Annotated in this window: 22 protein-coding genes and 6 tRNA genes; 19 read left to right on the top strand and 9 right to left on the bottom strand. The window is 63.1% G+C overall.

Annotation, left to right across the window (positions count from 1 at the left end; translation table 11 throughout):
- Positions 1–4 precede the first annotated feature (4 nt).
- The 7 genes from KW825_RS19020 (at position 5) to nadA (ending at position 1,837) form a co-directional block, all read left to right on the top strand.
- Positions 5–80: transfer RNA gene (locus tag KW825_RS19020), tRNA-Lys, on the top strand.
- An 18-nt stretch (positions 81–98) separates the two neighbouring features.
- A tRNA-Val gene (locus KW825_RS19015) sits at positions 99–174 on the top strand.
- Between the two features lie 23 nt (positions 175–197).
- Positions 198–273, top strand: a tRNA-Lys gene (locus tag KW825_RS19010).
- A gap of 18 nt (positions 274–291) precedes the next feature.
- A tRNA-Val gene (locus KW825_RS19005) sits at positions 292–367 on the top strand.
- Between the two features lie 21 nt (positions 368–388).
- Positions 389–464 (top strand) — tRNA-Lys (locus KW825_RS19000).
- A gap of 18 nt (positions 465–482) precedes the next feature.
- Positions 483–558, top strand: a tRNA-Val gene (locus tag KW825_RS18995).
- A gap of 205 nt (positions 559–763) precedes the next feature.
- Positions 764–1,837 (top strand): quinolinate synthase NadA, encoded by a 1,074-nt coding sequence (gene nadA, locus KW825_RS18990; protein WP_218330092.1) that lies wholly within the window; start codon positions 764–766, stop codon positions 1,835–1,837.
- Positions 1,838–1,940: 103 nt separating this feature from the next.
- On the opposite strand, the gene KW825_RS18985 is transcribed toward nadA, so the two are convergent.
- Together KW825_RS18985 and gap are read right to left on the bottom strand one after the other, a co-directional pair.
- The gene (locus KW825_RS18985) at positions 1,941–2,807 is read right to left on the bottom strand and encodes a D-hexose-6-phosphate mutarotase (RefSeq protein WP_218330091.1); all 867 of its coding nucleotides are present in this window, start codon (positions 2,805–2,807) and stop codon (positions 1,941–1,943) included.
- A 108-nt stretch (positions 2,808–2,915) separates the two neighbouring features.
- Entirely contained in the window at positions 2,916–3,911 is a 996-nt protein-coding gene (gene gap / locus KW825_RS18980; RefSeq protein WP_042651298.1) for a type I glyceraldehyde-3-phosphate dehydrogenase, read from the bottom strand.
- 339 nt (positions 3,912–4,250) lie between these two features.
- On the opposite strand from gap, the gene malQ reads away from it, so the two are divergent.
- The 4 genes from malQ to msrB all read left to right on the top strand — a co-directional run bounded on the left by malQ (position 4,251) and on the right by msrB (position 11,290).
- Positions 4,251–6,440 carry a 4-alpha-glucanotransferase gene (gene malQ / locus KW825_RS18975; protein ID WP_218330090.1) on the top strand — a complete coding sequence of 730 codons (2,190 nt, stop codon included), beginning with the start codon at positions 4,251–4,253 and terminating at the stop codon, positions 6,438–6,440.
- 82 nt (positions 6,441–6,522) lie between these two features.
- A complete protein-coding gene (gene glgB / locus KW825_RS18970) occupies positions 6,523–8,700 on the top strand; it encodes a 1,4-alpha-glucan branching protein GlgB (RefSeq protein WP_218330089.1) in 2,178 nt (725 codons plus the stop codon).
- Positions 8,700–10,841: a glycogen debranching protein GlgX gene (glgX, locus tag KW825_RS18965; protein ID WP_218330088.1), complete on the top strand. Its 2,142-nt coding sequence runs from the start codon at positions 8,700–8,702 to the stop codon at positions 10,839–10,841. Before glgB ends, glgX begins: the two co-directional genes overlap by 1 nt.
- A gap of 56 nt (positions 10,842–10,897) precedes the next feature.
- Positions 10,898–11,290, top strand: a complete 393-nt coding sequence (gene msrB, locus KW825_RS18960) for a peptide-methionine (R)-S-oxide reductase MsrB (RefSeq protein WP_218330087.1) — start codon at positions 10,898–10,900, stop codon at positions 11,288–11,290.
- Positions 11,291–11,361: 71 nt separating this feature from the next.
- Here msrB and chrA read toward each other — a convergent pair whose 3' ends face one another.
- From chrA to KW825_RS18945, 3 genes are all read right to left on the bottom strand, one after another.
- Positions 11,362–12,495, bottom strand: coding sequence for a chromate efflux transporter (gene chrA, locus KW825_RS18955; protein ID WP_218330086.1), 1,134 nt, complete (start codon positions 12,493–12,495; stop codon positions 11,362–11,364).
- A gap of 186 nt (positions 12,496–12,681) precedes the next feature.
- Positions 12,682–13,128 carry an NUDIX hydrolase gene (locus KW825_RS18950; RefSeq protein ID WP_218330085.1) on the bottom strand — a complete coding sequence of 149 codons (447 nt, stop codon included), beginning with the start codon at positions 13,126–13,128 and terminating at the stop codon, positions 12,682–12,684.
- Positions 13,129–13,328: 200 nt separating this feature from the next.
- Positions 13,329–14,330, bottom strand: a complete 1,002-nt coding sequence (locus KW825_RS18945) for an NADP-dependent oxidoreductase (RefSeq protein WP_218330084.1) — start codon at positions 14,328–14,330, stop codon at positions 13,329–13,331.
- Positions 14,331–14,561: 231 nt separating this feature from the next.
- On the opposite strand from KW825_RS18945, the gene KW825_RS18940 reads away from it, so the two are divergent.
- From KW825_RS18940 to KW825_RS18930, 3 genes are all read left to right on the top strand, one after another.
- Positions 14,562–14,987 (top strand): MarR family winged helix-turn-helix transcriptional regulator, encoded by a 426-nt coding sequence (locus KW825_RS18940; protein ID WP_042651290.1) that lies wholly within the window; start codon positions 14,562–14,564, stop codon positions 14,985–14,987.
- 25 nt (positions 14,988–15,012) lie between these two features.
- Complete coding sequence (locus KW825_RS18935; protein ID WP_042651301.1) at positions 15,013–15,243, top strand: hypothetical protein; 231 nt, start codon at positions 15,013–15,015, stop codon at positions 15,241–15,243.
- A gap of 146 nt (positions 15,244–15,389) precedes the next feature.
- Positions 15,390–15,707, top strand: coding sequence for a hypothetical protein (locus tag KW825_RS18930; RefSeq protein ID WP_042651289.1), 318 nt, complete (start codon positions 15,390–15,392; stop codon positions 15,705–15,707).
- A 98-nt stretch (positions 15,708–15,805) separates the two neighbouring features.
- Here the strand turns inward: KW825_RS18930 and KW825_RS18925 are convergent, their stop codons facing one another.
- Together KW825_RS18925 and KW825_RS18920 are read right to left on the bottom strand one after the other, a co-directional pair.
- The gene (locus KW825_RS18925) at positions 15,806–16,282 is read right to left on the bottom strand and encodes an Lrp/AsnC family transcriptional regulator (protein ID WP_042651288.1); all 477 of its coding nucleotides are present in this window, start codon (positions 16,280–16,282) and stop codon (positions 15,806–15,808) included.
- A gap of 354 nt (positions 16,283–16,636) precedes the next feature.
- The gene (locus KW825_RS18920; RefSeq protein WP_042651287.1) at positions 16,637–17,257 is read right to left on the bottom strand and encodes a metalloregulator ArsR/SmtB family transcription factor; all 621 of its coding nucleotides are present in this window, start codon (positions 17,255–17,257) and stop codon (positions 16,637–16,639) included.
- A gap of 366 nt (positions 17,258–17,623) precedes the next feature.
- On the opposite strand from KW825_RS18920, the gene KW825_RS18915 reads away from it, so the two are divergent.
- Both KW825_RS18915 and KW825_RS18910 read left to right on the top strand, forming a co-directional pair.
- Positions 17,624–18,862 carry an MFS transporter gene (locus KW825_RS18915; RefSeq protein WP_218330083.1) on the top strand — a complete coding sequence of 413 codons (1,239 nt, stop codon included), beginning with the start codon at positions 17,624–17,626 and terminating at the stop codon, positions 18,860–18,862.
- 177 nt (positions 18,863–19,039) lie between these two features.
- Complete coding sequence (locus tag KW825_RS18910) at positions 19,040–19,861, top strand: Cof-type HAD-IIB family hydrolase (RefSeq protein WP_218330082.1); 822 nt, start codon at positions 19,040–19,042, stop codon at positions 19,859–19,861.
- 40 nt (positions 19,862–19,901) lie between these two features.
- Here the strand turns inward: KW825_RS18910 and KW825_RS18905 are convergent, their stop codons facing one another.
- Positions 19,902–20,465, bottom strand: a complete 564-nt coding sequence (locus KW825_RS18905) for a DUF2799 domain-containing protein (RefSeq protein ID WP_218330081.1) — start codon at positions 20,463–20,465, stop codon at positions 19,902–19,904.
- Positions 20,466–20,671: 206 nt separating this feature from the next.
- Between KW825_RS18905 and KW825_RS18900 the strand changes: the two genes are divergently transcribed.
- The 3 genes from KW825_RS18900 (at position 20,672) to KW825_RS18890 (ending at position 24,792) form a co-directional block, all read left to right on the top strand.
- Entirely contained in the window at positions 20,672–21,511 is an 840-nt protein-coding gene (locus KW825_RS18900; protein ID WP_218330080.1) for an isopenicillin N synthase family oxygenase, read from the top strand.
- 213 nt (positions 21,512–21,724) lie between these two features.
- Complete coding sequence (locus tag KW825_RS18895; RefSeq protein ID WP_218330079.1) at positions 21,725–23,038, top strand: sodium-dependent transporter; 1,314 nt, start codon at positions 21,725–21,727, stop codon at positions 23,036–23,038.
- Positions 23,039–23,478: 440 nt separating this feature from the next.
- Entirely contained in the window at positions 23,479–24,792 is a 1,314-nt protein-coding gene (locus KW825_RS18890) for a sodium-dependent transporter (protein ID WP_218330078.1), read from the top strand.
- Positions 24,793–24,966: 174 nt separating this feature from the next.
- Here KW825_RS18890 and KW825_RS18885 read toward each other — a convergent pair whose 3' ends face one another.
- Complete coding sequence (locus KW825_RS18885) at positions 24,967–25,431, bottom strand: hypothetical protein (RefSeq protein ID WP_126623261.1); 465 nt, start codon at positions 25,429–25,431, stop codon at positions 24,967–24,969.
- Positions 25,432–25,433 lie beyond the last annotated feature (2 nt).

Genomic DNA, 25,433 nt, shown 5'->3' with positions numbered 1-25,433 from the left:
AGATGGGTCGTTAGCTCAGTCGGTAGAGCAGTTGACTTTTAATCAATTGGTCGCTGGTTCGAATCCAGCACGACCCACCATCATTTAGCCATATCCCAGGTCGTTTAGCTCAGCTGGGAGAGCACCTCCCTTACAAGGAGGGGGTCACTGGTTCGAGCCCAGTAACGACCACCAAGTTTGTAAAAAATGATACAGATGGGTCGTTAGCTCAGTCGGTAGAGCAGTTGACTTTTAATCAATTGGTCGCTGGTTCGAATCCAGCACGACCCACCATCATTTAGCCATATCCCAGGTCGTTTAGCTCAGCTGGGAGAGCACCTCCCTTACAAGGAGGGGGTCACTGGTTCGAGCCCAGTAACGACCACCAGTTTGTAAAAATGATTTAGATGGGTCGTTAGCTCAGTCGGTAGAGCAGTTGACTTTTAATCAATTGGTCGCTGGTTCGAATCCAGCACGACCCACCATCATTTAGCCTTATCCCAGGTCGTTTAGCTCAGCTGGGAGAGCACCTCCCTTACAAGGAGGGGGTCACTGGTTCGAGCCCAGTAACGACCACCATATTTCGAGCCGACCGCTTGTGATAGAACGCCAAGAGCCCGCTGCATAGCGGGCTTTTTTGCATCCAGCGCCTGCCGGCTACCGGCGCGGCCGAGAAATTCACGAACCTATTTAGGCACTTGTATCTCGCCAGATTTGTTGGTGGGCTTGCGCTCGGCTTCTGGTTATAATTTTTGCCTTTCCAAGCGTTGATGGAACAGTCGCAATGAGCAATGCACTGAGCAGTGTCCCTCCGGCTATCGAGATGGACTACCCCTTCCCGGCCAAGCCGGCTCCGCTGACCAGCGAACAGAAAGCTGCCCTGATCACCGAGATCAAGGCCCTGCTCGAATCGCGTCAGGCGGTACTGATAGCCCACTATTATACGGACCCCGAGATCCAGGCGCTGGCCGAGGCCACTGGTGGCTTCGTCGGCGACTCCCTCGAGATGGCGCGCTTCGGCCGGGATCACGCGGCCCAGACCCTGATCGTGGCGGGGGTGCGCTTCATGGGGGAAACCTCCAAGATCCTGAGCCCGCACAAGCGGGTGCTGATGCCGACCCTGGAGGCGGAGTGCTCCCTCGATCTGGGTTGCCCCATCGACCAGTTCTCCGCCTTCTGCGATGCCCACCCCGACCACATAGTGGTGGTCTATGCCAACACCTCGGCGGCGGTCAAGGCGCGCGCCGACTGGGTGGTGACCTCCAGCATTGCGCTGGAGATCGTCGAGCATCTCGACAGTCAGGGTCACAAGATCATCTGGGGCCCGGACAGACACCTCGGGGCCTACATCGAGAAGCAGACCGGGGCCGAGATGTTGCGCTGGCAGGGTCACTGCATAGTGCACGACGAGTTCAAGGCCAAGGCCCTGCGCGAGCTCAAGGCCCAGAACCCGGACGCGGCCGTGTTGGTGCATCCGGAGTCACCGGCCTCGGTCATCGAGCTGGCCGATGCGGTGGGCTCCACCAGCCAGCTGATCAAGGCGGCGAGGGAGCTGCCCCAGCAGAAGCTGATCGTGGCCACCGATCGCGGCATCTTCTACAAGATGCAGCAGGCCTGTCCGGACAAGGAGATGGTCGAGGCACCGACCGGGGGCGATGGCGCCACCTGCCGCAGCTGTGCCCACTGCCCCTGGATGGCAATGAACGGCCTGGTGGCGATCAAGGAGGCCCTGACAGATGGTGCCGAACACCACGAGATCCTGGTCGATGAAGCGCTGCGGCTGAAGGCGTTGATCCCGCTCGATCGGATGCTGAACTTTGCCGCCGAACTCAGGCTCAAGACCCAGGGCAATGCCTGACCCATCGAGGCATGGAACGTAGAGAGGGCACCCATTGGGTGCCCTCTCTTGTTATGGCTGTCGCTCGCAGCAGGGGCACATGACGCGCCGCCGTTCCTTGGGATCAGATGATCACGGTGGAGAGGCTGTGTTCCTCACCAGCGGCGACTGTGACACCGGCCTCATCGGTGATGGCGGTCTCGACACAGAGCATGGTGCGATAGCCGTCATCGCTCATGTCGGCCATGGCGGTGGCTCCTTCCAGCCAGGGGGTCCACACCACCACGCTGTCGTGATTGCCGCTGGTCACCCCGATGCGATGATCCCCATCCTGGACGACAACTGTGGTCTCTGCGTTCAGATAGATGCGATCCAGGGCGCCTGAGAGCGTCAGGAAACCCTGTTGCTGCGCGTGCTGGCCGCCGACCACCTTGTCCAGGTAGGGTTCGCCCAGACCGGTCACGCTGACGGCCTCTGGCGCGCTTATCTGCAGATAGGTATGCAGGGCTCCGCTGTAGACGAGGGGTTCCTGCCCGGTGTTGCGGGTGGTCAGCACCAGGGAGAGCTCCTTGCCGACCAGCACATCCAGATCCAGCTCGAAGGGGTGGGGCCAGAGGGCGCGGCTGGCATCGCTGTCGGTCAGGGAGAGGTGCACCAGGGTGCCCTCCTCGTGGTCGGAGACGCCATCCAGCGTCCACAGGCTGGTGCGGGCGAAGCCATGGGCAGGCTTGCCGCTGCCAACGCGCGCGGGGGCGGGGCCGAACCAGGGCCAGCAGAGCGGAATGCCGCCGCGGATGGGCTTGCTGCCATCCAGCACGGCCTTGTCGCTGAGCCAGAGGGAGGCGGGCTCGCCGTGGCGCTGATAGCGCAGCACATGGGCGCCAAACAGGCTGATCTCGGCCTTGGCGTAACCATTGTCGATAGAGAGCAAGGGTTGGCCCGTCTCGTGGCTGAGGCTGCAGTGGGCGGTCAGAGTGCGTGTCGGTTGCATGAAGACTCCTGTGCTAGCGCACATTCAAGGAAGAGGTCGGCGGATCCAGAATACAAAAAGGCGGCCAATGGCCGCCTTTTTTCAAGCTACTTGATTGCGCATCCCAAATTACTTGGAGATGTGAGCGATCAGGTCCAGAACCTTGCTGGAGTAGCCCATTTCGTTGTCGTACCAGGATACAACTTTAACGAACTTGTCGTTCAGTGCGATACCAGCTTTGGCATCGAACACGGAAGTCTGACGCTCACCCAGGAAGTCAGTGGAAACCACTTGATCTTCGGTGTAGCCCAGCACGCCCTTCATGGAGCCTTCGGAGGCTGCTTTCATGGCTGCGCAGATTTCGGCGTAGGTAGCGGCTTTCTTCAGGTTGACGGTCAGGTCAACAACGGACACGTCCGGAGTCGGTACGCGGAAAGCCATACCAGTCAGTTTGCCGTTCAGTTCCGGGATAACGACGCCAACAGCCTTGGCAGCACCGGTAGAGGACGGGATGATGTTCTGAGCCGCACCGCGGCCACCGCGCCAGTCTTTGGCAGACGGACCATCAACGGTCTTCTGGGTAGCAGTGGTAGCGTGGACGGTGGTCATCAGGCCGGATTCGATACCGAAGGTATCGTTCAGAACCTTGGCGATCGGGGCCAGGCAGTTGGTGGTGCAGGAAGCGTTGGAAACGATGTCCTGGCCAGCGTAGGTAGAGTCGTTAACACCCATGACGAACATCGGGGTAGCGTCTTTGGACGGACCAGTCAGTACGACTTTCTTGGCACCGGCAGCGATGTGCTTACGAGCAGTCGCGTCGTCCAGGAACAGACCGGTGGCTTCGGCAACAACGTCAACACCGATGGCATCCCACTTCAGGTTTGCCGGGTCACGCTCAGCGGTAACACGTACGGTTTTGCCGTTGACAACCAGGTTGCCGTCTTTGACTTCAACGGTGCCATTGAAGCGGCCGTGAGTGGAGTCGTACTTCAGCATGTAAGCCATGTAGTCAACGTCGATCAGGTCGTTGATACCAACCACTTCGATGTCGTTGCGCTCAGCGGCCAGACGGAAGACGAAACGGCCGATGCGGCCAAAACCGTTAATACCTACTTTGATAGTCATAATTGGTTACCTAACTGTTCAGTAGTCAAAGAAAATTCCGTTTGTAAATTTACTAGAACTCACCCGTGAGTCAACCAACAATCTGCGCGAAATTGCGCTATATCATGAAAAACTGTGAAATTTATTTTCGGTTTATGTAACTGACTACCAACTTTTGTCGAAAGTGTCATCGGCTGGTTCGCGTCACAGAGATCAACAATAGTGCCTGTCTGGTCACACATCCAGCCAGGGAGATATGTAAAAATGTGCGCGGTTTAGCATGGCCAAAGAGCCACTGTTCAAGTACCACCCATAAAAATTAATCATATAGATAGAATCCACAGCGGGAATTCTCAAACTATGACCACCCTGATTGAACAGCTGGCTGCCGCCAAAGGTATCGCCAGCGAGTATGTTGATGCCTGGGGCCAGCCGGCTCTGGTATCCGAAGAGAGCAAGGCCGCCATGCTCGGCGCCATGGGTTACCGCGTCGATGACGAGGCTGCCCTGAGCGAGCAGCTTGAGCAAGAGCATCGCCAGCACTGGTTGCGTCCACTGGATCCCGTGATGGTGGTGCGCAGCGGCGAACCCATCAGCCTCGAACTCCGTCTGCCCATCGAGTTCGTCAACGACGCCCTCCACTGGCAACTCAGCCTGGAGCAGGGCGCGTTCCTGACGGGCCAGATCACGCCGATCGAGGGTGAGCTGGTCGGCGTCGCCGAATTTGAAGAGATGGAGTGCCAGGCCTATCGCGTGGCGTTGGCGGTGCAGCCCGAGCTTGGCTATCACCAGCTGACCCTGCTGGAAGAGGGCAATGACGAGCCGCTGGCCAGCATGCGTCTCATAGTCGCGCCCAAATCCTGTTACAAGCAGGCTCCCATCGCCAACGGTCGCAAGGTGTGGGGCCCGAGCGTGCAGCTCTATTGCCTGCGCAGCCGCCACAACTGGGGCATGGGGGACTTCAGCGATCTCGGCCAGCTGGTTGAGCAGGCTGCCGCCTGGGGGGCCCACTTCGTCGGCCTGAACCCCATCCATGCGCTCTATCCGGCCAATCCGGAGAGCGCCAGCCCCTACAGTCCCTCCTCCCGTCGCTGGCTGAATCTGGCCTACATCGACGTGGAGGCGGTGCCCGAGTTTCTGGCCAACGACAGCCTCAAGGCGGAAGTCGCCAATCCGGCGTTCCAGCAGCACCTTGCAGCCCTGCGGGCCAAGGAGAGCGTGGACTACACCGGTGTCATCGAGACCAAGCTCGGCATCCTGCGCCAGGTGTTCGACCAGGCCAGCCTGGGTGCCGTACGCCAGGCCGAGTTTGAGCGTTTCGTGGCCGCCGGCGGCGACAGCCTGCAACAGCAGGCGGCGTTCGATGCGCTGCAGGCGCACTTCTATGCCAAGGGTGAAAACGCCTGGGGCTGGCCGGTGTGGCCCGATGCCTTCCGCGATTATCACAACCCCGAGGTGGCGGCCTGGATGGCCGCTTACAGCCAGGATGTGAACTTCTATCTCTACCTGCAATTCCTGGCGGACGAACAGCTGGCGCAGGCGGATGCCCGCGCCAAGGCGGCCGGCATGGTGATGGGGATCTACCGGGATCTGGCGGTGGGTGTCTCCGAAGGATCCACCGAGATCTGGGCCAACCGGGATCTCTACTGCCCCAAGGCCTCGGTCGGCGCGCCGCCCGACATCCTGGGCCCGCTTGGTCAGAACTGGGGCCTGCCCCCCATGAACCCGAGCCAGCTGTTTGAGGCGGCCTATCAGCCGATGGTGGACCTGTTCCGTGCCAACATGCGTTCCTGCGGGGCGCTGCGCATCGACCACGTGATGGCTTTGCTGCGTCTGTGGTGGGTACCGCCCGGAGAGTCCGCCGCCAAGGGCGCCTACATTTATTATCCGGTCGACGATCTGCTGGGGATACTGGCGCTCGAATCCCACCGCAATCAGTGTCTGCTGATCGGGGAAGATCTCGGCACAGTGCCGGAAGGCATAGACGTCACCCTCAAAGAGAACGGCGTGCACTCCTACAAGGTGTTCTTCTTCGAACGCTCCAAGGCCGACGGTGGCTTCATCTCGCCGGCGCACTACACCGAGCAGGCGATGTCGGCGCTGACCACCCACGACATGCCGACCCTGAAGGGGTTCTGGCATTGCGACGATCTGGCGTTGGGTCGCGAGCTGGGATTGTATCCGGATGAAGACGTTCTGAAGACACTGTATGCTGATCGTCATCAGGCCAAGCAGCGGATCCTCGATAGCCTGCATGCCCATGGCGTCATCTCTGGCAACATCAGCCATGATGTGAACTGGGTCGGCATGAACACCGAGCTCAACCATGGCCTGCAGTTGCACATGTCCCGTGGCAGCTGCGCCCTGTTCAGCACCCAGCTGGAAGACTGGCTGGAGATGGACAAGCCGGTCAACGTGCCGGGCACCAGTTACGAGTACCCGAACTGGCGTCGCAAGCTCTCTAAGGATCTGGAAGATATTTTTGCCGATGAGGCACTCAAGGTGCTGGCAGGCAAGATGAGCCAGGCCCGTGATGAGGCCAGTCGTTGAGCCACTGTCGCCAACCTGTGACTCACTCTCACCCACTCCGGCTTCGGCCGGAGTGGGTGTTCAGCCATGAAAGGAAATGTCGATGCCCGTTGAACGTTTGGTTGCCGCCCGCTGTGCCGATCCCTTCTCCCATCTAGGCCTGCTGGCTAACCCGGATGGACCAGGCCTGAAACTGACCGCCTGGTTGCCCGATGCCCTCGAGGTTCGCGTCCAGGATCTCAAGTCCGGCAAGCTGGTTGCCACCCTGACTGCCGCCGATGAAGCGGGCCTTTTTGAAACTGTTTTCACCCGTCGCAAGAATCCCTTCCCTTATCAGCTGATCGCCAGCTACCCCGATGCCAGCACCGAGTGTGTCGACCCCTATCAGTTTCAGGCTGCCGCCTGGGAGGGACTGGCGGAGCTGACGTTCCAGCCGGAAAACCTCTATCACACCCTGGGCGCCCAGCTGCGCACCGTGGAACACCTCGGCCAGCGGGTGGAGGGGGTGCGCTTCGCCGTCTATGCGCCGAGCGCCACTGCGGTGAGCCTGATCGGCGACTTCAACTTCTGGGACGGTCGCCGCCACCCGATGCAGCGCAGCCAGTGTGGTCACTGGGTGCTGTTTGTACCCGGCCTCAAGGCGGGGGATCGCTACAAGTTTGAGCTCAAGGATCCGGCCGGCCACCGGCTGCCCCACAAGAGCGATCCGGTCGGCTTCTACTGCGAGCAGTATCCGTCCTTCGCCTCCGTCATCTATGACCACGAGCAGTACGGCTGGCAGGATGCCGCCTGGCGCGAGAGCCAGCGTACCGACAAGCGGGAGCAGCCGCTCTCCATCTATGAGCTGCACGTGGGCTCCTGGAAGCGCCATCCCAACGGCGACAGTCTGAGCTGGCGCGAGCTGGCGGTGGAGCTGGTCCACTACGTCACCGACATGGGGTATACCCATATCGAGTTGATGCCGGTCTCCGAGCACCCCTTCAGCGGCTCCTGGGGCTACCAGCCGGTGGGCATGTTCTCGCCCACCAGTCGCTACGGCAGCGCCGATGACTTCAAGTATTTCGTCGACCAGTGCCACCAGGCCGGCATCGGTGTGATCCTGGACTGGGTGCCGGCCCACTTCCCGTCGGATGCCCACGGCCTTGCCCGTTTCGACGGCACGCCGCTCTACGAGTACGAGGATCCGCGCCGTGGCTGGCACCCGGACTGGAACTCCTACATCTACGATTTTGGCCGCAACAACGTGCGCCAGTTCCTGGTGGCGAGTGCCCTGTTCTGGCTCGACAAGTTCCACATCGACGGCCTGCGGGTGGATGCTGTCGCCTCCATGCTCTACCTGGACTACTCCCGCAATGCCGGCGAGTGGGTGCCGAACGTCGACGGTGGCAACCACAACTACGAGGCGATCAGCCTGCTGAAGTGGACCAACGAAGAGGTGTACGGCAAGTATCCCCACACCATGACCATCGCCGAGGAGTCCACCGCCTTCGCCGGCGTCTCCCGTCCCACCTTCCTCGGCGGGCTGGGGTTTGGCTTCAAGTGGAATATGGGTTGGATGCACGACACCCTGAGCTACATGCAGAAGGAGCCGGTGTACCGCCGCTATCACCACAACGACATGACCTTCTCCATGGTGTATCACTATGACGAGAACTTCATCCTGCCGCTGTCCCACGACGAGGTGGTACACGGCAAGCACTCCCTGCTCTACAAGATGCCGGGGGACGAGTGGCAGCAGGCCGCCAACCTGCGCGCCTACATGGGCTTCATGTACGGTCATCCCGGCAAGAAGCTCAACTTCATGGGCACCGAGATCGCCCAGAGCAACGAGTGGAATCACGACGCCCAGCTGCCCTGGCACCTGCTGCAGTATCCCAAGCACGGCGGCCAGCAGCGGCTGATCCGGGATCTCAACCGGCTCTATCGTCATGAAGTTGCCTTGTATCAGGGCGATTATGAACAGCGTGGCTTCCGCTGGCTGGATCACAACGATGCGGACAACAGCGTCTTCGCCTGGCTGCGAGCCGACAAGCAGGGCGCTAATCCCATCATGGTGGCCTGCAACTTCACGCCGGTGCCGCGTCTCGCCTATCGGCTCGGGGTGCCGGCGGCGGGCCACTATCGGGTGGTGCTCAATACCGACAGCGAGCATTACTGGGGCAGTAACTATGATGTGGGTCTGACCTTCGTCGCCGAGCCGACCCCCTGGCAGGGGATGGCGCAGAGCATAGTGCTGGATCTGCCGCCGCTTGCGACCTTGTTCATCAAACAGGAGTCCTGATGTTTGCAATGGAAAAGGGGCAGGACCACCCATTGGGGGCCCTGCTCGACGAGACCGGTTGTCACTTCTGCGTCTGGGCGCCCCAATCGGACAAGGTGGAGCTCTGCCTGTTCGACGAGCAGGAGCAGGAGCTCGCCCGGCTGGCCCTGCCCGGCCGGCGCGGCCAATACCGATTCGGCTATGTGCGCGGCGTCAAGGCCGGCCAGCGCTACGGCTACCGGGTTCATGGCGCGCCCCAGGAGGGCATGCTGTTCGATCCCGAGAAGCTGCTGATCGACCCCTACGCCAAGGCGCTCAGCCGGGCGACCCACTGGGATGACAAGCTCTATCAGGGGGACAGCGCGGCCATGGTGGCCAAGTCGGTGGTGGTGGCTGACGACTTCGACTGGCAGGGGGTCGGCAAGCCCGGCATCCCGCCGGAGCGCGTCGTCATCTACGAGACCCACGTCAAGGGCTTCACCCGCCAGCACCCCGGCGTGCCGGCGGCGCTGCGCGGCAGCTACCTCGGCATCAGCCATCCGCTGATGATCGAGCACCTCAGCTCCCTCGGCATCACCTCGGTGCAGCTGATGCCGGTGGCCGCCTTCATGTCCGAGCCGAGGCTCGAGCAGCTGGGGCTCACCAACTACTGGGGCTACAACCCCATCGCCTTCTTCGCCCCCGAGCCGCGCTATGGAACGGGGGAGGCGGTGACCGAGTTCAAGACCATGGTGCGCGAGCTGCACCGGGCCGGGCTCGAGGTGATACTGGACGTGGTCTACAACCACACCGCCGAATCCGGCTTCGATGGCCCGGTGCTGTCGCTCAAGGGCTTCGACAACGCGGGCTATTACGCCTTCGAGGCGGGCGCCCATGGCCCCGACTACCACCGTCACGCCAACGTGACCGGCTGTGGCAACAGCGTCAACCTGGATCACCCCAACAGCCTGCGGCTGGTGCTGGATGCCCTGCGCTACTGGGTCACCGAGATGCAGGTCGATGGTTTCCGCTTCGATCTGGCGGTCACCCTGGCGCGGGAGGCGGGGGAGTTCGATCCCATGAGCGCCTTCTTCAAGGCCATGATGGCGGATCCCGTGCTGGCACGGGTCAAGCTGATTGCCGAGCCCTGGGACATAGGCCCCTTCGGCTACCGGCTTGGCCAGTTCCCGAGTCAGTGGCTGGAGATCAACGACCGTTATCGCGACACGGTGCGCGCCTTCTGGCGCGGGGACGCGGGCAAGATGGGGGATCTGGCCACCCGGCTGGTGGGGTCGCGGGATCTGTTCCCGAAGAACTGGCGCGCCCCCCATACCAGCGTCAACTACCTCTGCTATCACGACGGCTTCACCCTGGAGGATCTGGTCTCCTACAACCAGCGCCACAATCAGGCCAATGGCGAGGACAACAGAGACGGCCACGGCAACAACCTCTCCTCCAACCACGGCGTCGAGGGGCCGACGCTGGATCCCAGGATCAACAACCTGCGCCAGCAGCAGAAGCGCAACCTCATCGCCACCCTGTTGCTCTCCCAGGGCACCCCGCACTTCCTGGCGGGGGACGAGATGGGTCGCAGCCAGCTTGGCAACAACAACGCCTACTGCCAGGACAACCAGATAAGCTGGGTCAACTGGCAGTGGCGGCCGGAGGATGAGCGGCTGCTCGCCTTCACCCAGCAGATGATGGCGCTGCGGGCAGAGTCCGGGGTCTTCTCCAACCTGCAACTGAGCGACGACAGCTGGAATGGCACTGCCACCAGCTGCCATAGGGTCAACTGGTACCATCCCGATGGCCATCAACTGACGGATCAGGACTGGCACTCCCCCATGGGCCAGGCATTCGCCATGGACATCGGCATGATCGACTGCGAGGGGGAGCGCTGGTATGTGCTGTTCAACGCCAGCGACTACGACATCCAGTTCCGGCTGCCGCCGCCCGGGGAGGGGCTGGAGTGGATCCAGACCATAGACACCGCCACCAACGATGGCCTGCCCTTCCTGCCCGATGACATCAAGCGGCAGGTGACGGTGGGGCGCGCCCATTCCCTCAAGTTGCTGGAGCGGGTCGCCCTGTCGGCGGCGACCCTGGCCAAGGAAGGGGTGGTGGCCGTGCCGGATGTTGCCGTCTTGTTGCCAGCGGGATCACAGTTCCCGCTGGCGGGGTAGAGTCGGGGCGTCCGAGTGGGTATGCTGGGCGCCGTGATAAATGGCAAGGAGTCAGTATGAGCGGCAACAATCCCGAGCAATGGCGCAATCGACTGAGCGCCGAGCAGTTTCATGTCTGCTGGGAGAAGGGCACAGAGCGCCCCTACAGCGGCGCCCTGCTCCATAACCGCAAGAGCGGTGACTACCTCTGCGTCTGCTGCAAGAGCGTGCTGTTCCACTCGGATGCGAAGTTTGACTCGGGCTGTGGCTGGCCCTCGTTCGACAAGGCCATCGAGGGCACAGTGACCTACACCGAGGATGGCAGCCACGGCATGAAACGGGTGGAGATCACCTGCAGCCAGTGCGGCTCCCACCTCGGCCACGTCTTCCCCGACGGACCGACCGAGACCGGCCAGCGCTACTGCATCAACAGCCTGAGTCTGGATTTCGAGCCCGATACAGACGTCTGAAAACTTCGGAAATGAAAAATGGCGCCTCCGCTTGCGGAGGCGCCATTTTTTTATGGGGTCTTGGTTGGCCCTCAGATCAGCAGCAGGCTGGCGCCGACCAGCAGGGCGGCGAGCGCCAGTATGGGCAGCCTGATGACGCGCAGCAGATAGAAGCCGATGGCGGCCAGCGCCAGATCGGTCGGGGCCAGCACGGCGCTCTGCCACACTGGCTGATAGAGAGCGGCCAGCAGCAGCCCCACCACGGCGGCGTTGATCCCCGTCACCGCCCCTGCCAGGCGGGGTCGGGCCAGCCAGCTTTGCCAGCAGGGCCCCATGGCCCACAGCAGCAGAAAGCCTGGCAGGAACAGTGCCAGGGTCGCCAGCAGGGCGCCCAGGAGTGGCGTGGCCGGCAGCAGCAAGGCGCCGAGGTAGCTGGCCAGGCTGAACATGGGGCCCGGCACCAGCTGGGCCAGGCTGTAGCCGGTCAGGAACTGCGGCTGGCTGAGGCTGTGGCCAACGCTCTCCTGCAACAGCGGCAACACCACGTGGCCGCCGCCGAACACCAGGCTGCCCGCCCGATAGAAGTCGGCCAACAGCTGGCTGGCCGGGCTCTGAGCCAGCCAGGGCAGGCCGACAAACAGCAGGCCGAACAGGATCAGGGTCGGCCAGTGGGGCGGATGGGCGGATACGGGGTGGGAGCCTGCCGGTGCTGCCTGCCGGGCGCAGAGCAGGGCGGCCCCGATCAGCATGGCTGATTGGGTCAGCAGGCCGGGCTGCCACCAGAGCGCGGCGGCGGTGGCCACCATGATGCCCTGCTGCAATGGGCTCTTGCAGAACTGGCGGCTCATGGTGAGCACCGCATCGGCCACCACCACCAGCGCCAGCAGCTTGAGGCCGTGCAGGGCGGCATCCAGCCAGAGGTTGTTGCTCAGCTGGCCGAGGCCGATGGCCGCCGCCAGCAACAGCAGGAAGGAGGGCAGGGTAAAGCCGACGAAGGCCGCCAGGGCGCCGCCCAGTCCCGCCCGCTGGCGACCGATGGCGAAGCCTAGCTGGCTGGAGGCTGGGCCCGGCAACAGCTGGCACAGCGCCAGCAGTTGGGCAAACTCGGCCTGGCTGAGCCAGCCAAGCCGCGTGACTAAGGTGCGCTGGAAATAGCCGATGTGGGCGGCGGGCCCGCCGAAGCTGATACAGCCCAACCACAGAAATTGAATGAATACCTGCCCCACCTCGTCACTCCCTGTTCGTCATCATCGACACCGGGGGATGATATGACAAAGCGGTGACTTTTTTATGACAAATCGGGGTGTGCTGCAGGCAGGTAGCAGTGTCCGGCCAGCCCGCAGGCTATGGTCACTCTGCCGGCTGGCCTGGTTGTGGCAGATAGCAGCGCCCCGCCAGCCAGCGGGCGATGGTCACTCTGCCGGCTGGCCTGGTTGTGGCAGATAGCAGCGCCCGGCCAGCCAGCAGGCTATCGATTGGCGGCTGGCATCGAAGTGGGGCTCGGGCAGCTCGCGGGGATCGCACCAGCGCCAACCCTCGCATTTTTCCGGTTCCAGCAGTTGCGGCTCGCCCTCCACCTCGGCCAGCAGGGTGACCGAGACGTAGTGCAGCCCGCTCTCCCGCCAAGTCTCCAGGTTGTTGGTGACGGCGATGACGCTGGGGCTGGTGATGACGAAGCCCGTTTCTTCGGCCACCTCCCGGATCGCGGCCGACTCGAAGCTCTCCCCCAGCTCCAGATGACCGCCGGCGATGGACCAGTAGGGGGCATGGCTGCCCTTGCGCTTGCCGAGCAGCACCTGGCCCTTGGCATTGGTCAAGATAACGCCGACACCGACGCGGGGATAGGGGGTGGAAGACATGCGAGAGGCTCCTTGCTGAGACGAGATTTCACCATCAAAACGGGCCCACCTTAGGTCGGATGGGCCCGTTGTGCAAGTCGTCCGCGAGTCGGAGCGGGGGAATTAATCCAGTCTGCTCAACCGCTTGTCACAGTGACGCCCGCGGCAGGGGGCAAGGGATGCTGGCCGCGACCGTGCGGCTCCCGCGGCCGGTGGCGGGCTTAGAGCCTGACCAGCATCTTGCCGGTGTTGCGTCCCTCGAACAGCCCGATGAAGGCCTGGGGCATGCTGGCCAGCCCCTCGCTGACGGTCTCCTCGGCCTGCAGGGCGCCCGCCTCGAAGGCGGGGATGGCCTCGGCCAGGAAGTCACCATAGTGCTGCCAGTGATCGGAGACCAGCAGCCCCTGCATCAGGATGCGCTTGCGGATTATTTGGGAGAGATTGCGCGGCCCGCTCGCGCCCCCCTCGCTGTTGTACTGATCGATGAGGCCGCACAGCACGATGCGACCGTGCAGGGCCATGTGGTTGAGGGCCGCCTCCAGCATGGCGCCACCCACGTTCTCGAAATAGACCTGAATGCCTTCCGGAGCGAGCCTGGCCAGCTCGGCATCGAGATCCGGCGTCGCCCGGTAGTTGATCACGGCATCGGCGCCCAGGGTATCTAGGTAGGCGACCTTGTCGGCCGAGCCGGTGGAACCTATCACGCGTGCCCCGGCTCGCTTGGCGAGCTGCACCGCCATGGTGCCGACCGCGCCGGAGGCGGCCGAGACCAGCAGGGTCTCACCGGCCTGCAGGCGGGCGACCTTGTGCAAGCCCGCCCAGGCGGTCATGCCCGGCATGCCGAGGGCGCCGAGGAAGAGCTGGGCCGGCAAGCCGGTCTTGGGCAGGCGGGTGAGCTGCGCGGCGTTGGCGACGAAGCTATCTCGCCAGCCCTGCATGCTGCTGACCCTGTCCCCTGCGGCGAAGTCGGGGTGGCGCGAGGCCAGCACGGTGCCGATGGCGCCCCCGTCGAGGGGGCCGTTGAGCGGGAAGGGGGGCACATAGCTCTTGGCCTCGCTCATGCGGCCGCGCATGTAAGGATCCACCGACAGCCACTGGTTGGCGACCAGCACCTCAGCCTCCTGCAACTCGGGCAGCGGGACCTCTCTCAGGGCGAAGTCGGCGGGGGTGGGCAGGCCGCTAGGGCGACGCAGCAGTTGGATCTGATGACTGAGCTGACTCATGGTTATTTCCTCCAGTGGGGTGTCGCTCGGCGACAGTGGGTCACACTGCCCGCCTGGGCGATGGCCCGGGTACGACAGGGCGTTTGCAGATCGGGCTCGCCGACTTGCTTTGTGTGCAAATTAAAACCAGACTAGTCCCGAATGCGCGTGTTGACAACTGTTTTGCGTGCAAATTATTCGGCCCCCCAGGGTCCTGGGGTATACTGGGCCCACTTGCCAACGAGGTGCCTCATGAGTGAATTGAAAAAGCAGGTCTGTTTTGCCCTCTACAGCGCCTCCAATGCGGTGATGCGTGCCTACCGGCCGCTGCTGGACAGACTGGATCTCACCTACACCCAGTATCTGGTGATGCTGTCGCTCTGGCGACGGGACGATGTCAGCCTCAAGGAAATAGGCCAGGAGACCGGGCTGGATGCGGGCACCCTGACCCCCATCGTCAAGCGCCTGGAGAGCAAGGGCTGGCTGACCCGGGCCGTCTCCCTCGAGGATGAGCGGCAAAAATGCATCTGCCTGACCGAGGCGGGGCGTCAGCTACAACAGGAGGTCAGTGCCTGCTGCCTGGCAGACAACTTGCGTAACCAACTGGATCTGGACGATGCTGAGCTGGCCCAGCTCAAGCAGCTCTGCGATCGTCTCGCGGCGCAGCTGGGACGCTGAATCCCCCATGCCCAGGAGCCCTATGATGAAACCCTTGCTTCCTCTGCTCGTGTTGTTGCTGAGCGCCTGTACCAACGGTGCTCACCCGCCTTCCTCCCTGGAGATCGATGATGCCGACGCCTGGCAGGCCATCTGCAAGGACGGCGTCCGGGTTCGGGCGATCACAGATGAGGGGATCTGTGCGGATCATCGCGGCGTGGCCATGTGGATGAATAAGCCAAGAGCCGAGCGAATGGCAGAGAAAGCCGCCAAATAGTGTGACCCAGGCACCATAAAATGACAGAACCGGCCCCTTGGCCGGTTTTTTTCGCGATCTCGCCTGCACTTTGCCACCTTGTTCATGGTGCGCTCATTGTTCTCTTCCCATACTGGCCCCACAGTTTCAAAGAGAGGAGAAGCAAGATGCAGTCATCCATCGTCGGGCTCTCCATTCTGTGGGGGCTGGCCAGTTTTGGTGTTCAGGGGGATTTCATCGAGAGCCGTGATTCCGTTGCGCCGTCCTGGCAAGCCGAGTCCAGAGTGGAGATGGAAGGTTATCTGATAGAGTCGTTGGGAGAGGATCGCTGGTTGTTCGACAACGGCAGCGAGAGCCTGCTGGTCTCCCTGCCTGAGGGGCAATGGGTCCCTGCCGGTGAGCGGTTGCGATTGAGCGGCGAGCCCCAGCAGGAGCAGGCCGGCTGGCTGCTGCAAGTGCAGGATATCAGCCAGGTTGCCGTCTGATCCCAGTCAGAGCATGACAGTCGATGAATAGAAAAGAGGAGGCCCAGGCCTCCTCTTTGCATGCTGACGCTGCCGTGCCTGAGCGCAGCGGCTGGCGGTTAACCCAGATGATTGAGCGGCAGCGCCGTCTTGTGCTTGATACGGCGCAGCACGAAGCTGGAGCGCACGCCGGTCACACCCGGGATGTGGGTCAGCTTGTCCAGCAGGAAGTGCTGGTAGTGCTCCATGTCCCGCACCACCACCTTGAGCTGGTAGTCGGCGTCATTGCCGGTGATGAGGTCGCACTCCAGCACCTCGGGCAGCTCCCTGATGGCGGTATCGAAGTTCTCGAACCGCTCCGGGGTGTGCCTGTCCATGGAGATGTGGATGTAGGCGGTGAGCGTGAGCCCCAGCTGGCGGGCGTTGAGCAGGGTGACATGGGTATCGATGAGACCGGCATCCTCCAGCGCTTTGACCCGGCGCGAGCAGGGGGAGGGGGAGAGGCCGACCAGCTCGGCCAGCTCCAGGTTGCTGATGCGGCCATTCTCCTGCATCAACTCCAGAATGTGCCTGTCTATACGATCAAGTTTCAGCATTCTCCGTTCCTCGTTGCAATTAATAATTCACTTTTCCTAGATTAAGGGTGAACTATTGCAAAAACAACTGAAAATACCTGCTACTTCGCAACCACTCACCGGGACGTGAGGGATATGATGGTTGCATCTTCCGGTGGCAAGACAGATACCCAACCAGGTCTCTGTGGTGAAGGACCTTACCGGGTCACCCGCCCCATCAGCCGTCTGACCTTATCGGGAAGCGACGGGCTGGAATGAGAGCACCCCCTCCCCGAAGGCAACAAAGCAGGCATCCCGGCGCCTGCTTTGTTGTTTCTGGCGTTCGGCCCCTCAGGACGATGGAGTGATGCGATGCTGTTGTCGGCGTTCGGCCCCTCAGGATCCCGGGGTGATGCGATAGAGACAGCGCCGATCGCCGTCCAGCAGATACTGTTCCCGCTCCACCCTGGCCGGCGCCAGCAACTGGCGAAACAGCGCCAGCTCGCTGCGGCAGAATCCCCGGCAGGCCTGCGCCGCGGCGCAGATGGGGCAATGACTCTCCCACCATAACCAGCTGCCATCCTCCTCCTGGCGCATGTCCGCCATATAGCCTTCCCGGGTGCGCAGCTCCTTCAAGCCCGCCAGCCGATCGGCCAGCGCCGGCTGGATCAGCTGTGCCTGATAGCGGCCCAGCTGTTGCTGCTCCCGCTGCTGGATCAGGCGCTCCATGCCGACCTCGCCAAACAGCTGCTGGATGTTGTCGATGAGCTGCAGGGTCAGCTCGCTGTGGCTGTCGGGGAAGCGCTGCCAGGCCTGCTCGGTCAGGTGCCAGAGCCGCACCGGGCGACCACGACCACGGGCCTCGTCATTGAATCCAATCCAGCCTTCGGCCTCCAGCGCGATCAGGTGCTGGCGGGCGCCCATGGAGGTCATCTGCAGCTGCTCGCCGAGCGCGGCCGCGCTCTGGGGGCCATGGGTCTTGAGCAGGAACAGGATTTTATCGGTGCTGGCGTTCATTCGGTGGCTCTCGTTATCGACAGGCGTGCTCTGGGGGATCTATGGCATCTCGAGCAGGAACAGGATCTTGTCGGTGCTGGCGTTCATTCGGTGGCTCTCGTTATCGACAGGCGTGCTCTGGGGGATCTATGGCATCTCGAGCAGTAACAGGATCTTGTCGGTACTGGCGTTCATTCGGTGGCTCTCGTTATCACAGGCGCGCTCTGGGGGATCTATGGCATCTCGAGCAGGAACAGGATCTTGTCGGTGCCGGTGCTTATGGGGTCATTATGGGCAGCGGCATCATTTAAATCAATAATTCGCTTTACTTAATGGCGGCGCCTTCGCAGTATAAATAAACAAATAACTTTATTTAATGGAATCAACATGGAAGGAATCAAGGCGCAGGCCACCCTCTGGGTGCTGGTGATGACGGTGACCCTGGCGGTGGCGGGCTTCAGTCTGCCGTCGCCGGTACTGGCGCCACTGATGCTGGATCCGGCCCAGGGCATGCTGACGGCGGAGGCGTCGGACTGGAGTCGCAAGGTGTGGCTGGGTGTCATCATGGGGCTCTATCCGCTGTTCCAGCTGCTGGGGGCCCCCTGGCTCGGGAGACTGTCCGATCGCTATGGCCGCAAGCCCATACTGCTCGTCTGCCTGGTCGGCGTGCTGGCCGGTTATGCCCTGATGGCGCTGGGGATCGCCTGGCGTTCCCTGCCGCTGCTGTTGCTGAGCCGGGTGCTGGAGGGCTTCTTCAACGGCGACATCGCCATAGTGCAGGCGATGGCGGCCGACATGAGCACTACCAGGACCAAGGCGCGCAACTTCGCCAGGATCAACATCGGCATGAACCTGGGCTGGGTGTTGGGCCCCATGATAGGGGGCTATGCCGCCGTAATGTCGGGGGATTACAGCCTGGCGGCCTGGCTGGCGGTGGCCATGACCCTGGTCAACCTGCTGCTGGTGCTCTGGCTGATCCCCAATCGGCCACCGGTGTCGCCAGCGCAGGAGCTGGTGCCCCTTTCGACCCGCCAGCTGCTGGTGCAACCTCGCCTGCTGCCCTACTTCGTGCTGACCCTGCTCAGCTACGGGGCTGTGCAGCTCTATTTCAGCTACTTCAACGTCTGGTTGGTGGAGCGGCTGGCCTGGGATCCGGTGCAACTGGCCCAGGGGGCGGTGCTGGTGAGTGTGCCCATGATGCTGGGTTCCTGGCTGGGGGCGCTGCTCGCCCGCCACTGGCGTGGCAGCAGCCTGGGGATAGTCGGCCACCTGGTGATGGCGGCGGGCATGCTGATGTTCGTGCTGCCGGGCCAGTGGTGGGGGCTGGCGCTCACCTTCATCCCGGCCGGCATCGGCATGAGCCTGGGGGAGCTGGCCACCTCGGTTGCCGTCTCCAACCGCAGCCATCCCCAGCAGCAGGGGCAGGCGATGGGGCTCTACCGCGGGCTGGCGGTGGGCAGCGAGATCCTGGCGGTGCTGGTGGGCAGCCTGGTGCTGCTGGCAGGCACCGAGTGGCCCTTCTATCTGGCAACGCTCTTCGGGCTGCTCTGTGCCCTCGGCTTCTATGGGCTGCGCCGAGCGGCGGATCGGCGTGAACGGGTGGCCGCCTGTGCCGAGCCGGGTTGAGCCCGGGCGGCGGCTGGATCACAGATTGGCGGCGGGGCGGCAGGCGGGACTTGCATCGCGCCCCCGACTCTGGGACGGTATGACTCTTTGCTCCGCCCTGCCTCGCGCTGAGCCGAGCCGGTATCAGGACATAGAACGAAATGGCGCTGCTTTGTGCCAGCGCACGTTGGAGGAGATATGAGTCATTACCAGGCCATCGCACTGGATATGGATGGCACCCTGCTGACCCGGGATCACAAGATCTCGTCCGCGACCCGGGCCGCCCTGGCCCAGGCGCGAGCCCACGGCATCAAGGTGCTGCTGGTGACGGGTCGCCACTTCATGACGGCGCGCCCTGTTCACCATGAGCTGGCGCTCGATACCCCCATCATCTGCAGCAACGGTGCCTACCTCTACGATCCGGCGCAAGACAGGATCCTGGCCGGCGATCCGCTGGCGGTGGCCCCGCTCACGGCGCTGCTGGCCGAGGTCGAGGCGCAGCAGATGGAGGCGCAGTTCCACCTCGACGACGGCATAGGTTACATCGGCTGCGACGAGTATGTTGCCCGGATACAGCGCCGGTCGGATGACCTGCCGGCACACCTCAAGATCTCCCTGCTGCCGGCTCTGGATCTGGCCGCCTGGCTGCAAAGGCCCATCTGGAAGCTGGAGCTGTTCAGTCAGGATCCGAGCCGCCTGCACCGCTTCGTGAGCGAGGTGGTGCAGGGACTGCCCTTTACCCAGGATTGGGCGGCCCCTTACGCGGTCGAGCTGGTGCAGCCCGGTTGCAGCAAGGGCAACCGGCTGGCCCAGTGGGCCGCGAGCGAGGGGATAGCGATGGAGAACGTGGTGGCCTTTGGCGACAACAACAACGACATCAGCATGTTCGAGCAGGTCGGGCTGGCGGTGGCCATGGGCAATGCCGCCCCCCAGATCCAGGCCTATGCGGACCGGGTGACCGCGGATCACAACGAGGATGGCATAGCGCTGGCGCTGCAGCGCTGGGTGCTGCCGTCCTAAGGCGCCACGGGTTGAGGGGAGGGGACGCCTCCCCCGAGGCTCAGCTCCCGAAGGAGAACTGGATCACCCGATCCGGGAAGCGGATCCGGTTGTAGTCGCGACGCACCCCCTCGTAATGGCGGATGGCGCGATCGCGCTGGGCTCGGTAGTAGTCCCGCTGCTTGCTGTCACTCTCATTGCGGATCTGCTGATCCAGCTGGTTGATGGTCCGTTCGGTCTGCTCCAGATCGCGCTGGAGCTCGCCGAGCCGCTGCTCCAGCAGGAACTCCTTGCGGCCGCGCTCGAACCGGGTGAGAAAAGTCGTGTCATTGGGGCAGACCCCCAGGTATTCGTTCCCCTCCCGCCCCTTGCTGTAGGCCAGCTCGGGGATGCAGTAGAGCTCCAGCCCCTTGGCGTAGCCTCGCTTCCACTCGGCCTCGTCCACCTTGAGACCATATTCGCCGCAGCTTTTCGTGTAGTCGCGGGTGGCAGCCCGGGTCTTGCCCTGCTCGCCATCCTGATAGCCCAGGTTGTACCAGCTCATGGCGCGGCACTCCTCCTCCGACAGCGAACTGCAGCCGGCGAGCAGGAAAGGCAGGGTCAGCAACAGGATCTTGGGGGACATGGGATGGGCTCCGGACGGGATGATACCGGCATTCTAGAGAGGAAGCGGGAGCAGGACAAGGGCTGGCAGTGCGCCGTGCCAGTCTCGCCATCATGATGTTTTTATCAGTATTTTCAATCTGTTGCAGCCGTGGCGCCGGCAACCTTTTCTTGCCGGGGGAGGCAGGGTAAACTGCGCCTACTTTTAACTGGCACGTAACAAAAACAATGAAAGTCCTGACCGTCGATTATCGCTCGCCCGATGCGGCCCAACGCTTCACCGAATCCCTGCGCACCACCGGCTTCGGGGTCTTGACCCACCACCCCATCCCGAAAGAGCTGGTGCAGTCCATCTATGACAACTGGTATCGCTTCTTCATGAGCGAGCAGAAGCAGGATTTCCTGTTCAACCGCGAGACCCAGGATGGCTACTTCCCACCGTCGGTGTCCGAGGTGGCCAAGGGCAACACCCAGAAGGATCTCAAGGAGTACTTCCACCTCTACCCCTGGGGTCAGATGCCGGAAGAGCTCAGGGCCCAGGCGATGGAGTACTACCGCCTCGCCAACGATCTGGCCGCCGAGCTGCTCTCCTGGGTGGAGCAATACACCCCGAGCGACATCGCCGCCCACTACAGCTGCCCGCTCTCCTCCATGATCGAAGAGAGTCAGAAGACCCTGCTGCGGGTGCTGCACTATCCGCCGTTCGACGGCACCGAGGCGCCGGGCGCCATCCGCGCCGCCGCCCACGAGGACATCAACCTGCTGACCATACTGCCCGCCGCCAACGAGCCGGGCCTGCAGGTGAAGGGCTCCGACGGCGAGTGGATGGATGTGCCCTGCGACTTTGGCACCCTGATCATCAACATAGGTGACATGCTGCAGGAGGCCTCCCACGGCTACTATCCCTCCACCACCCACCGCGTCATCAACCCGACCGGCGGCAGTGCCAGCAAGTCCCGCATCTCATTGCCGCTGTTCCTCCATCCGTGCCCGGACGTGGTGCTCTCCGAGCGTCACACAGCCCACAGCTACCTGATGGAGCGGCTGCGGGAGCTGGGAGTCATCTAGTCGCCCGCGCAGTAGCGACCAGCATAAAAACCGGAGCAAAAACGCTCCGGTTTTTATTGGTTGGCAGGATTGCGCGTATAACCGAATATTATTAGTTATTGATGCCAATAAATCGTTTCTAAGCCAGATAAGCGTCGTTGTGATTGCGCGGTCTCGACCGTACTCTGAGCGCCATTCCGGGCCCCTGTGGCGGGCCCATCGATTGGAGTTCTTATGAAGCAGTCCCAATGGTCATCCCGGCTCGGTTATATCCTGGCCGCCGCAGGCTCGGCGGTCGGTCTCGGCGCCATCTGGAAGTTCCCCTATGTGACCGCCGCCAACGGTGGCGGCGCCTTCCTGCTGGTGTTCCTGCTGTTCAGCTTCACCCTGGGGGTAGCGGTGCTGATGGGGGAGACCCTGCTCGGCAGCCTGAGCCGGCGCGGGGTGGTGGGGGCCTTCGAGGTGCTGCTGGGCAAACGCTGGCGCTGGGTCGGCGCCATGGGGCTGCTGTGCAGCCTGCTCATCTTCAGCTTCTACAGCGTGGTGGGCGGCTGGACACTTGGCTACACCGGCATGGCGCTGGCGGGTAGCCTGCAGCACGGGGATGGCGCGGCGCTGACCGCCCGTTTCAACGACTACGTCGGCGATCCGCTCTGGCCTGTGCTGACCCATCTGCTGTTTGCCGCCCTCACCTGGTGGTTCGTGCGGGGCGGGGTACAGCAGGGGGTGGAGCGCACCCTGCGCTGGATGATGCCGGCCCTGTTCATCATGATGCTGTTGCTGGTGGTGTTCGGCCTCACCCTGCCCAATGCCATGGCCGGGGTGCGCCACTTCCTGATGCCGGACTTCAGCAAGCTCGGCATGTCCGGGGTGCTCGATGCCATGGGGCTGGCCTTCTTCTCCCTCTCCATCGGGCTCGGCATCCACACCACCTATGGCGCCTATCTGCCGAGCAGCGACGGCGTGGGCCGCTCCAGCCTCTGGGTGGTGCTGCTGGCCAGCCTGATCGCCGTGCTGGCGGGACTGATGATCTTCCCGGTGCTGGCGGCGACCGGCATCGATCCCGCCGCCGGCCCCGGCCTCACCTTTATGACCATGCCGGCGGTGTTCCAGCAGTTGCCGTTCGGCCAGGGGCTGGCGGTGGTGTTCTTCGCCCTGCTGGTGGTGGCGGCGCTCTCCTCGGCCATCTCGCTGCTGGAGCATTTGCAGTGCTTCGTTTGCGAGAGCCTTGGCTGGTCGCGGCGGGCGGCCTGCAGCCTGATCACCGCGCTGGTGATGGCAGGCGGCATCCCGGTCAGCCTGTCGTTCGGCCCCTGGGCCGAGGTGACCCTGTTTGGCAAGAACATCTTCGAGCTGCTGGATTTTGTCACCTCTAACCTGCTGATGCCGCTGTTCGGGCTGGCCCTCACCCTGTTGCTGGGCTGGCGGCTGGGTCGCAAGGCCCTGCCCCAGGGGTTGGCGCCGCACTGGCGTGGCCTGGTGATGGGCTGCTGGCGCTGGCTGGCGCCGCTGCTGATCGGCGGCATCCTGGTGCGGGGGCTGCTGTAACCCGGCTTGGGGCAGGCTGGTCTATAGGCCCGTTTGCCCTCTGGTGGCCAGGGTCGCCGCCAGGGGGCAGGCCATCCCAGCTGACGGTATTGACTGCATCGAAAAATCCATAAAACGGCTGATATTGAAATTTAAATTTATAAAATGCATATATTTTTGATCAATATTCTGTTTTATGGAGAGACAGGGAGGATTGGCTGTCAACTTCTCTTGCCGTGGTTTAGGCTGTGGCTCCATTTTTGCGCTCGAGTCACCCGCCCTATGTCACCCCTCATCGCCCGATCTGGCCGATTTTTTAGCTCGCAAGAGAGGTGACCTTGCACGCGCAGTCTGTCTGAATGTTCATTGCAAAGGTCGCCGCCAGGCGGCCTTTTTTGTTGCGACCCAGGTTGCACTCACCCATGGAGTATCGATTCGATGTTGTCTTCCCCGGAGGTTGTATGAGCCAGGTTCAGTGGTCTTCCCGTCTCGGTCATGTGCTGGCGGCGGCCGGCACGGCGATCGGCCTCGGCGCCATCTGGAAGTTTCCCTATGTGACCGCCACCAACGGCGGTGGCGCCTTCCTGCTGGTGTTCCTGCTGTTCAGCTTCACCCTGGGGGTGGCGGTGCTGGTGGGGGAGACCCTGCTCGGCAGCCGTAGCCAGCGCGGGGTGCTCGGCGCCTTCAACCGGCTGGTGGGGCCGAACTGGCGCTGGATGGGCTACATGGGGATACTGTGCGGCTTCTTCATCTACAGCTTCTACAGCGTGGTCGGCGGCTGGACCGTGGGCTATGCGGCGCTGGCGGTGATGGGCAAGCTCAACCTCGGCGAGGGTTCGGCGCTGACCGCCCTGTTCAACGGCTATGTCAGTGATCCCTGGTGGCCGGTGCTGACCCATCTGGTGTTCGCCGGGCTCACCTGGTGGTTTGTGCAGGGGGGCATCCAAAAGGGGGTGGAGCGGGCGCTGCGCTGGATGATGCCGGCCCTCTTCATCATGATGTTGCTGCTGGTGGCGGTGGGGCTCTCCATGCCGGGCTCCATGGCCGGGGTGCGCCAGCTGCTGCTGCCGGACTTCTCCATGCTGACCGGTCAGAGTGTGCTGGATGCGCTGGGGCTGGCCTTCTTCTCCCTCTCCATTGGCCTCGGGGTGCACACCACCTATGGCGCCTACCTGCCGAGCAGCGAGGGGGTGCTGCGCTCCGGGGTCTGGGTGGTGACGCTGGCTAGCCTCATCTCGGTGCTGGCGGGGCTGATGATCTTCCCGGCGCTGGCTTCCACGGGCATTGACCCGACTGCCGGGCCAGGGCTCACCTTTATGACCATGCCCGCGGTGTTCAGCCACCTGCCGTTCGGCCAGGGGCTGGGGGTGGTGTTCTTCCTGTTGCTGCTGGTGGCGGCGCTCTCCTCCTCCATCTCCATGCTGGAGCACCTGGTGCGCTTCACTACCGAGGAGTGGGGCTGGTCCCGCCGTGGCGCCTGCCGGGTGCTGACCCTGCTGATCATGGCCTCCGGCATTCCGGTCAGCCTGTCGTTCGGTCCCTGGAGCGAGCTGACCCTGTTTGGCAAGACCATCTTCGACCTGCTCGACTACCTCACCTCCAACCTGATGATGCCGCTGTTCGGCCTGGTGCTGACCCTGCTGCTGGGCTGGCGGCTGGGGGACAGCATCTTGCCCGCCGGCCTGTCACCCGTGCTGCGGTTCTGCCTGCTCTGGTGCTGGCGGCTGGTGGCACCGCTATTGATCGGCGGGATCCTGGTGCGGGGTCTGTTCTGACCCCGAGTCGATCGGGTTGCGGATAGCCAGAAGGCGCGGGTGACTGGTGATGTCATTGCCGATCGCCGGGATCCTGGTGCGGGGCCTGTTCTAAGGCACTTTGGATAAGGCGATGCACTAAACACAAGGGGTTGGCCACTGGCCAACCCCTTGTCACATCTGCCCGCGGTGCGGTTATTGCAGACCGGGCCCCATGGCCGAGAAGCGGCAGTCAGACTGATAGAGGCGGCGGCGACCCTGGTGGTCATCCGCCTGCCAGACCAGATCGAGTTGACCGAGGCGGCCGAGGTGGCGCAGCTCGAACTCGTAGCGCAGGCAGGGGTTATCCAGGGGCAGCCGGGCCATGCCGGTCGGCAGGCGATAACGATAGCGCAGCAGGGGGCCGTCCAGCAGTTGGCTCTGCTCTGGCACCAGGCCTTCCGCGGTCGGGGCGGGGGCGCTCAGGTAGCGGCGCAGGGCGGCGGGGGCATCGATGGCTTGCTGGTAATGGAGCCCGTTCATGGCGGCCAGCTCCTCCTCCAGCCGCTCCAGCTCACCCTCCAGCCCGCTCAGGGTCTGGCCCAGTTGCTGATGGGCGGGCGAGGCGCAGCCCCCCAGCAGCAGGGTCAGCAACAACAGGGTGGCGCGGGGTGGGAACATGA

The organism is Aeromonas sp. sif2433, assembly GCF_019218705.1.
GTDB classification, from domain to species: domain Bacteria; phylum Pseudomonadota; class Gammaproteobacteria; order Enterobacterales; family Aeromonadaceae; genus Aeromonas; species Aeromonas encheleia.
The sequence above is the reverse complement of the archived record's forward strand: the minus strand, read 5'-3'. Positions and strand labels throughout refer to the sequence as shown.

Excerpts from the sequence above, each read along its gene's own strand:
- nadA (WP_218330092.1), top strand. The coding sequence starts at position 764 with ATGAGCAATGCACTGAGCAGTGTCCCTCCGGCTATCGAGATGGACTAC.
- KW825_RS18985 (WP_218330091.1), bottom strand. The coding sequence starts at position 2,807 with ATGCAACCGACACGCACTCTGACCGCCCACTGCAGCCTCAGCCACGAG.
- gap (WP_042651298.1), bottom strand. The coding sequence starts at position 3,911 with ATGACTATCAAAGTAGGTATTAACGGTTTTGGCCGCATCGGCCGTTTC.
- malQ (WP_218330090.1), top strand. The coding sequence starts at position 4,251 with ATGACCACCCTGATTGAACAGCTGGCTGCCGCCAAAGGTATCGCCAGC.
- glgB (WP_218330089.1), top strand. The coding sequence starts at position 6,523 with ATGCCCGTTGAACGTTTGGTTGCCGCCCGCTGTGCCGATCCCTTCTCC.
- glgX (WP_218330088.1), top strand. The coding sequence starts at position 8,700 with ATGTTTGCAATGGAAAAGGGGCAGGACCACCCATTGGGGGCCCTGCTC.
- msrB (WP_218330087.1), top strand. The coding sequence starts at position 10,898 with ATGAGCGGCAACAATCCCGAGCAATGGCGCAATCGACTGAGCGCCGAG.
- KW825_RS18950 (WP_218330085.1), bottom strand. The coding sequence starts at position 13,128 with ATGTCTTCCACCCCCTATCCCCGCGTCGGTGTCGGCGTTATCTTGACC.
- KW825_RS18945 (WP_218330084.1), bottom strand. The coding sequence starts at position 14,330 with ATGAGTCAGCTCAGTCATCAGATCCAACTGCTGCGTCGCCCTAGCGGC.
- KW825_RS18940 (WP_042651290.1), top strand. The coding sequence starts at position 14,562 with ATGAGTGAATTGAAAAAGCAGGTCTGTTTTGCCCTCTACAGCGCCTCC.
- KW825_RS18935 (WP_042651301.1), top strand. The coding sequence starts at position 15,013 with ATGAAACCCTTGCTTCCTCTGCTCGTGTTGTTGCTGAGCGCCTGTACC.
- KW825_RS18930 (WP_042651289.1), top strand. The coding sequence starts at position 15,390 with ATGCAGTCATCCATCGTCGGGCTCTCCATTCTGTGGGGGCTGGCCAGT.
- KW825_RS18925 (WP_042651288.1), bottom strand. The coding sequence starts at position 16,282 with ATGCTGAAACTTGATCGTATAGACAGGCACATTCTGGAGTTGATGCAG.
- KW825_RS18920 (WP_042651287.1), bottom strand. The coding sequence starts at position 17,257 with ATGAACGCCAGCACCGATAAAATCCTGTTCCTGCTCAAGACCCATGGC.
- KW825_RS18915 (WP_218330083.1), top strand. The coding sequence starts at position 17,624 with ATGGAAGGAATCAAGGCGCAGGCCACCCTCTGGGTGCTGGTGATGACG.
- KW825_RS18910 (WP_218330082.1), top strand. The coding sequence starts at position 19,040 with ATGAGTCATTACCAGGCCATCGCACTGGATATGGATGGCACCCTGCTG.
- KW825_RS18905 (WP_218330081.1), bottom strand. The coding sequence starts at position 20,465 with ATGTCCCCCAAGATCCTGTTGCTGACCCTGCCTTTCCTGCTCGCCGGC.
- KW825_RS18900 (WP_218330080.1), top strand. The coding sequence starts at position 20,672 with ATGAAAGTCCTGACCGTCGATTATCGCTCGCCCGATGCGGCCCAACGC.
- KW825_RS18895 (WP_218330079.1), top strand. The coding sequence starts at position 21,725 with ATGAAGCAGTCCCAATGGTCATCCCGGCTCGGTTATATCCTGGCCGCC.
- KW825_RS18890 (WP_218330078.1), top strand. The coding sequence starts at position 23,479 with ATGAGCCAGGTTCAGTGGTCTTCCCGTCTCGGTCATGTGCTGGCGGCG.
- KW825_RS18885 (WP_126623261.1), bottom strand. The coding sequence starts at position 25,431 with ATGTTCCCACCCCGCGCCACCCTGTTGTTGCTGACCCTGCTGCTGGGG.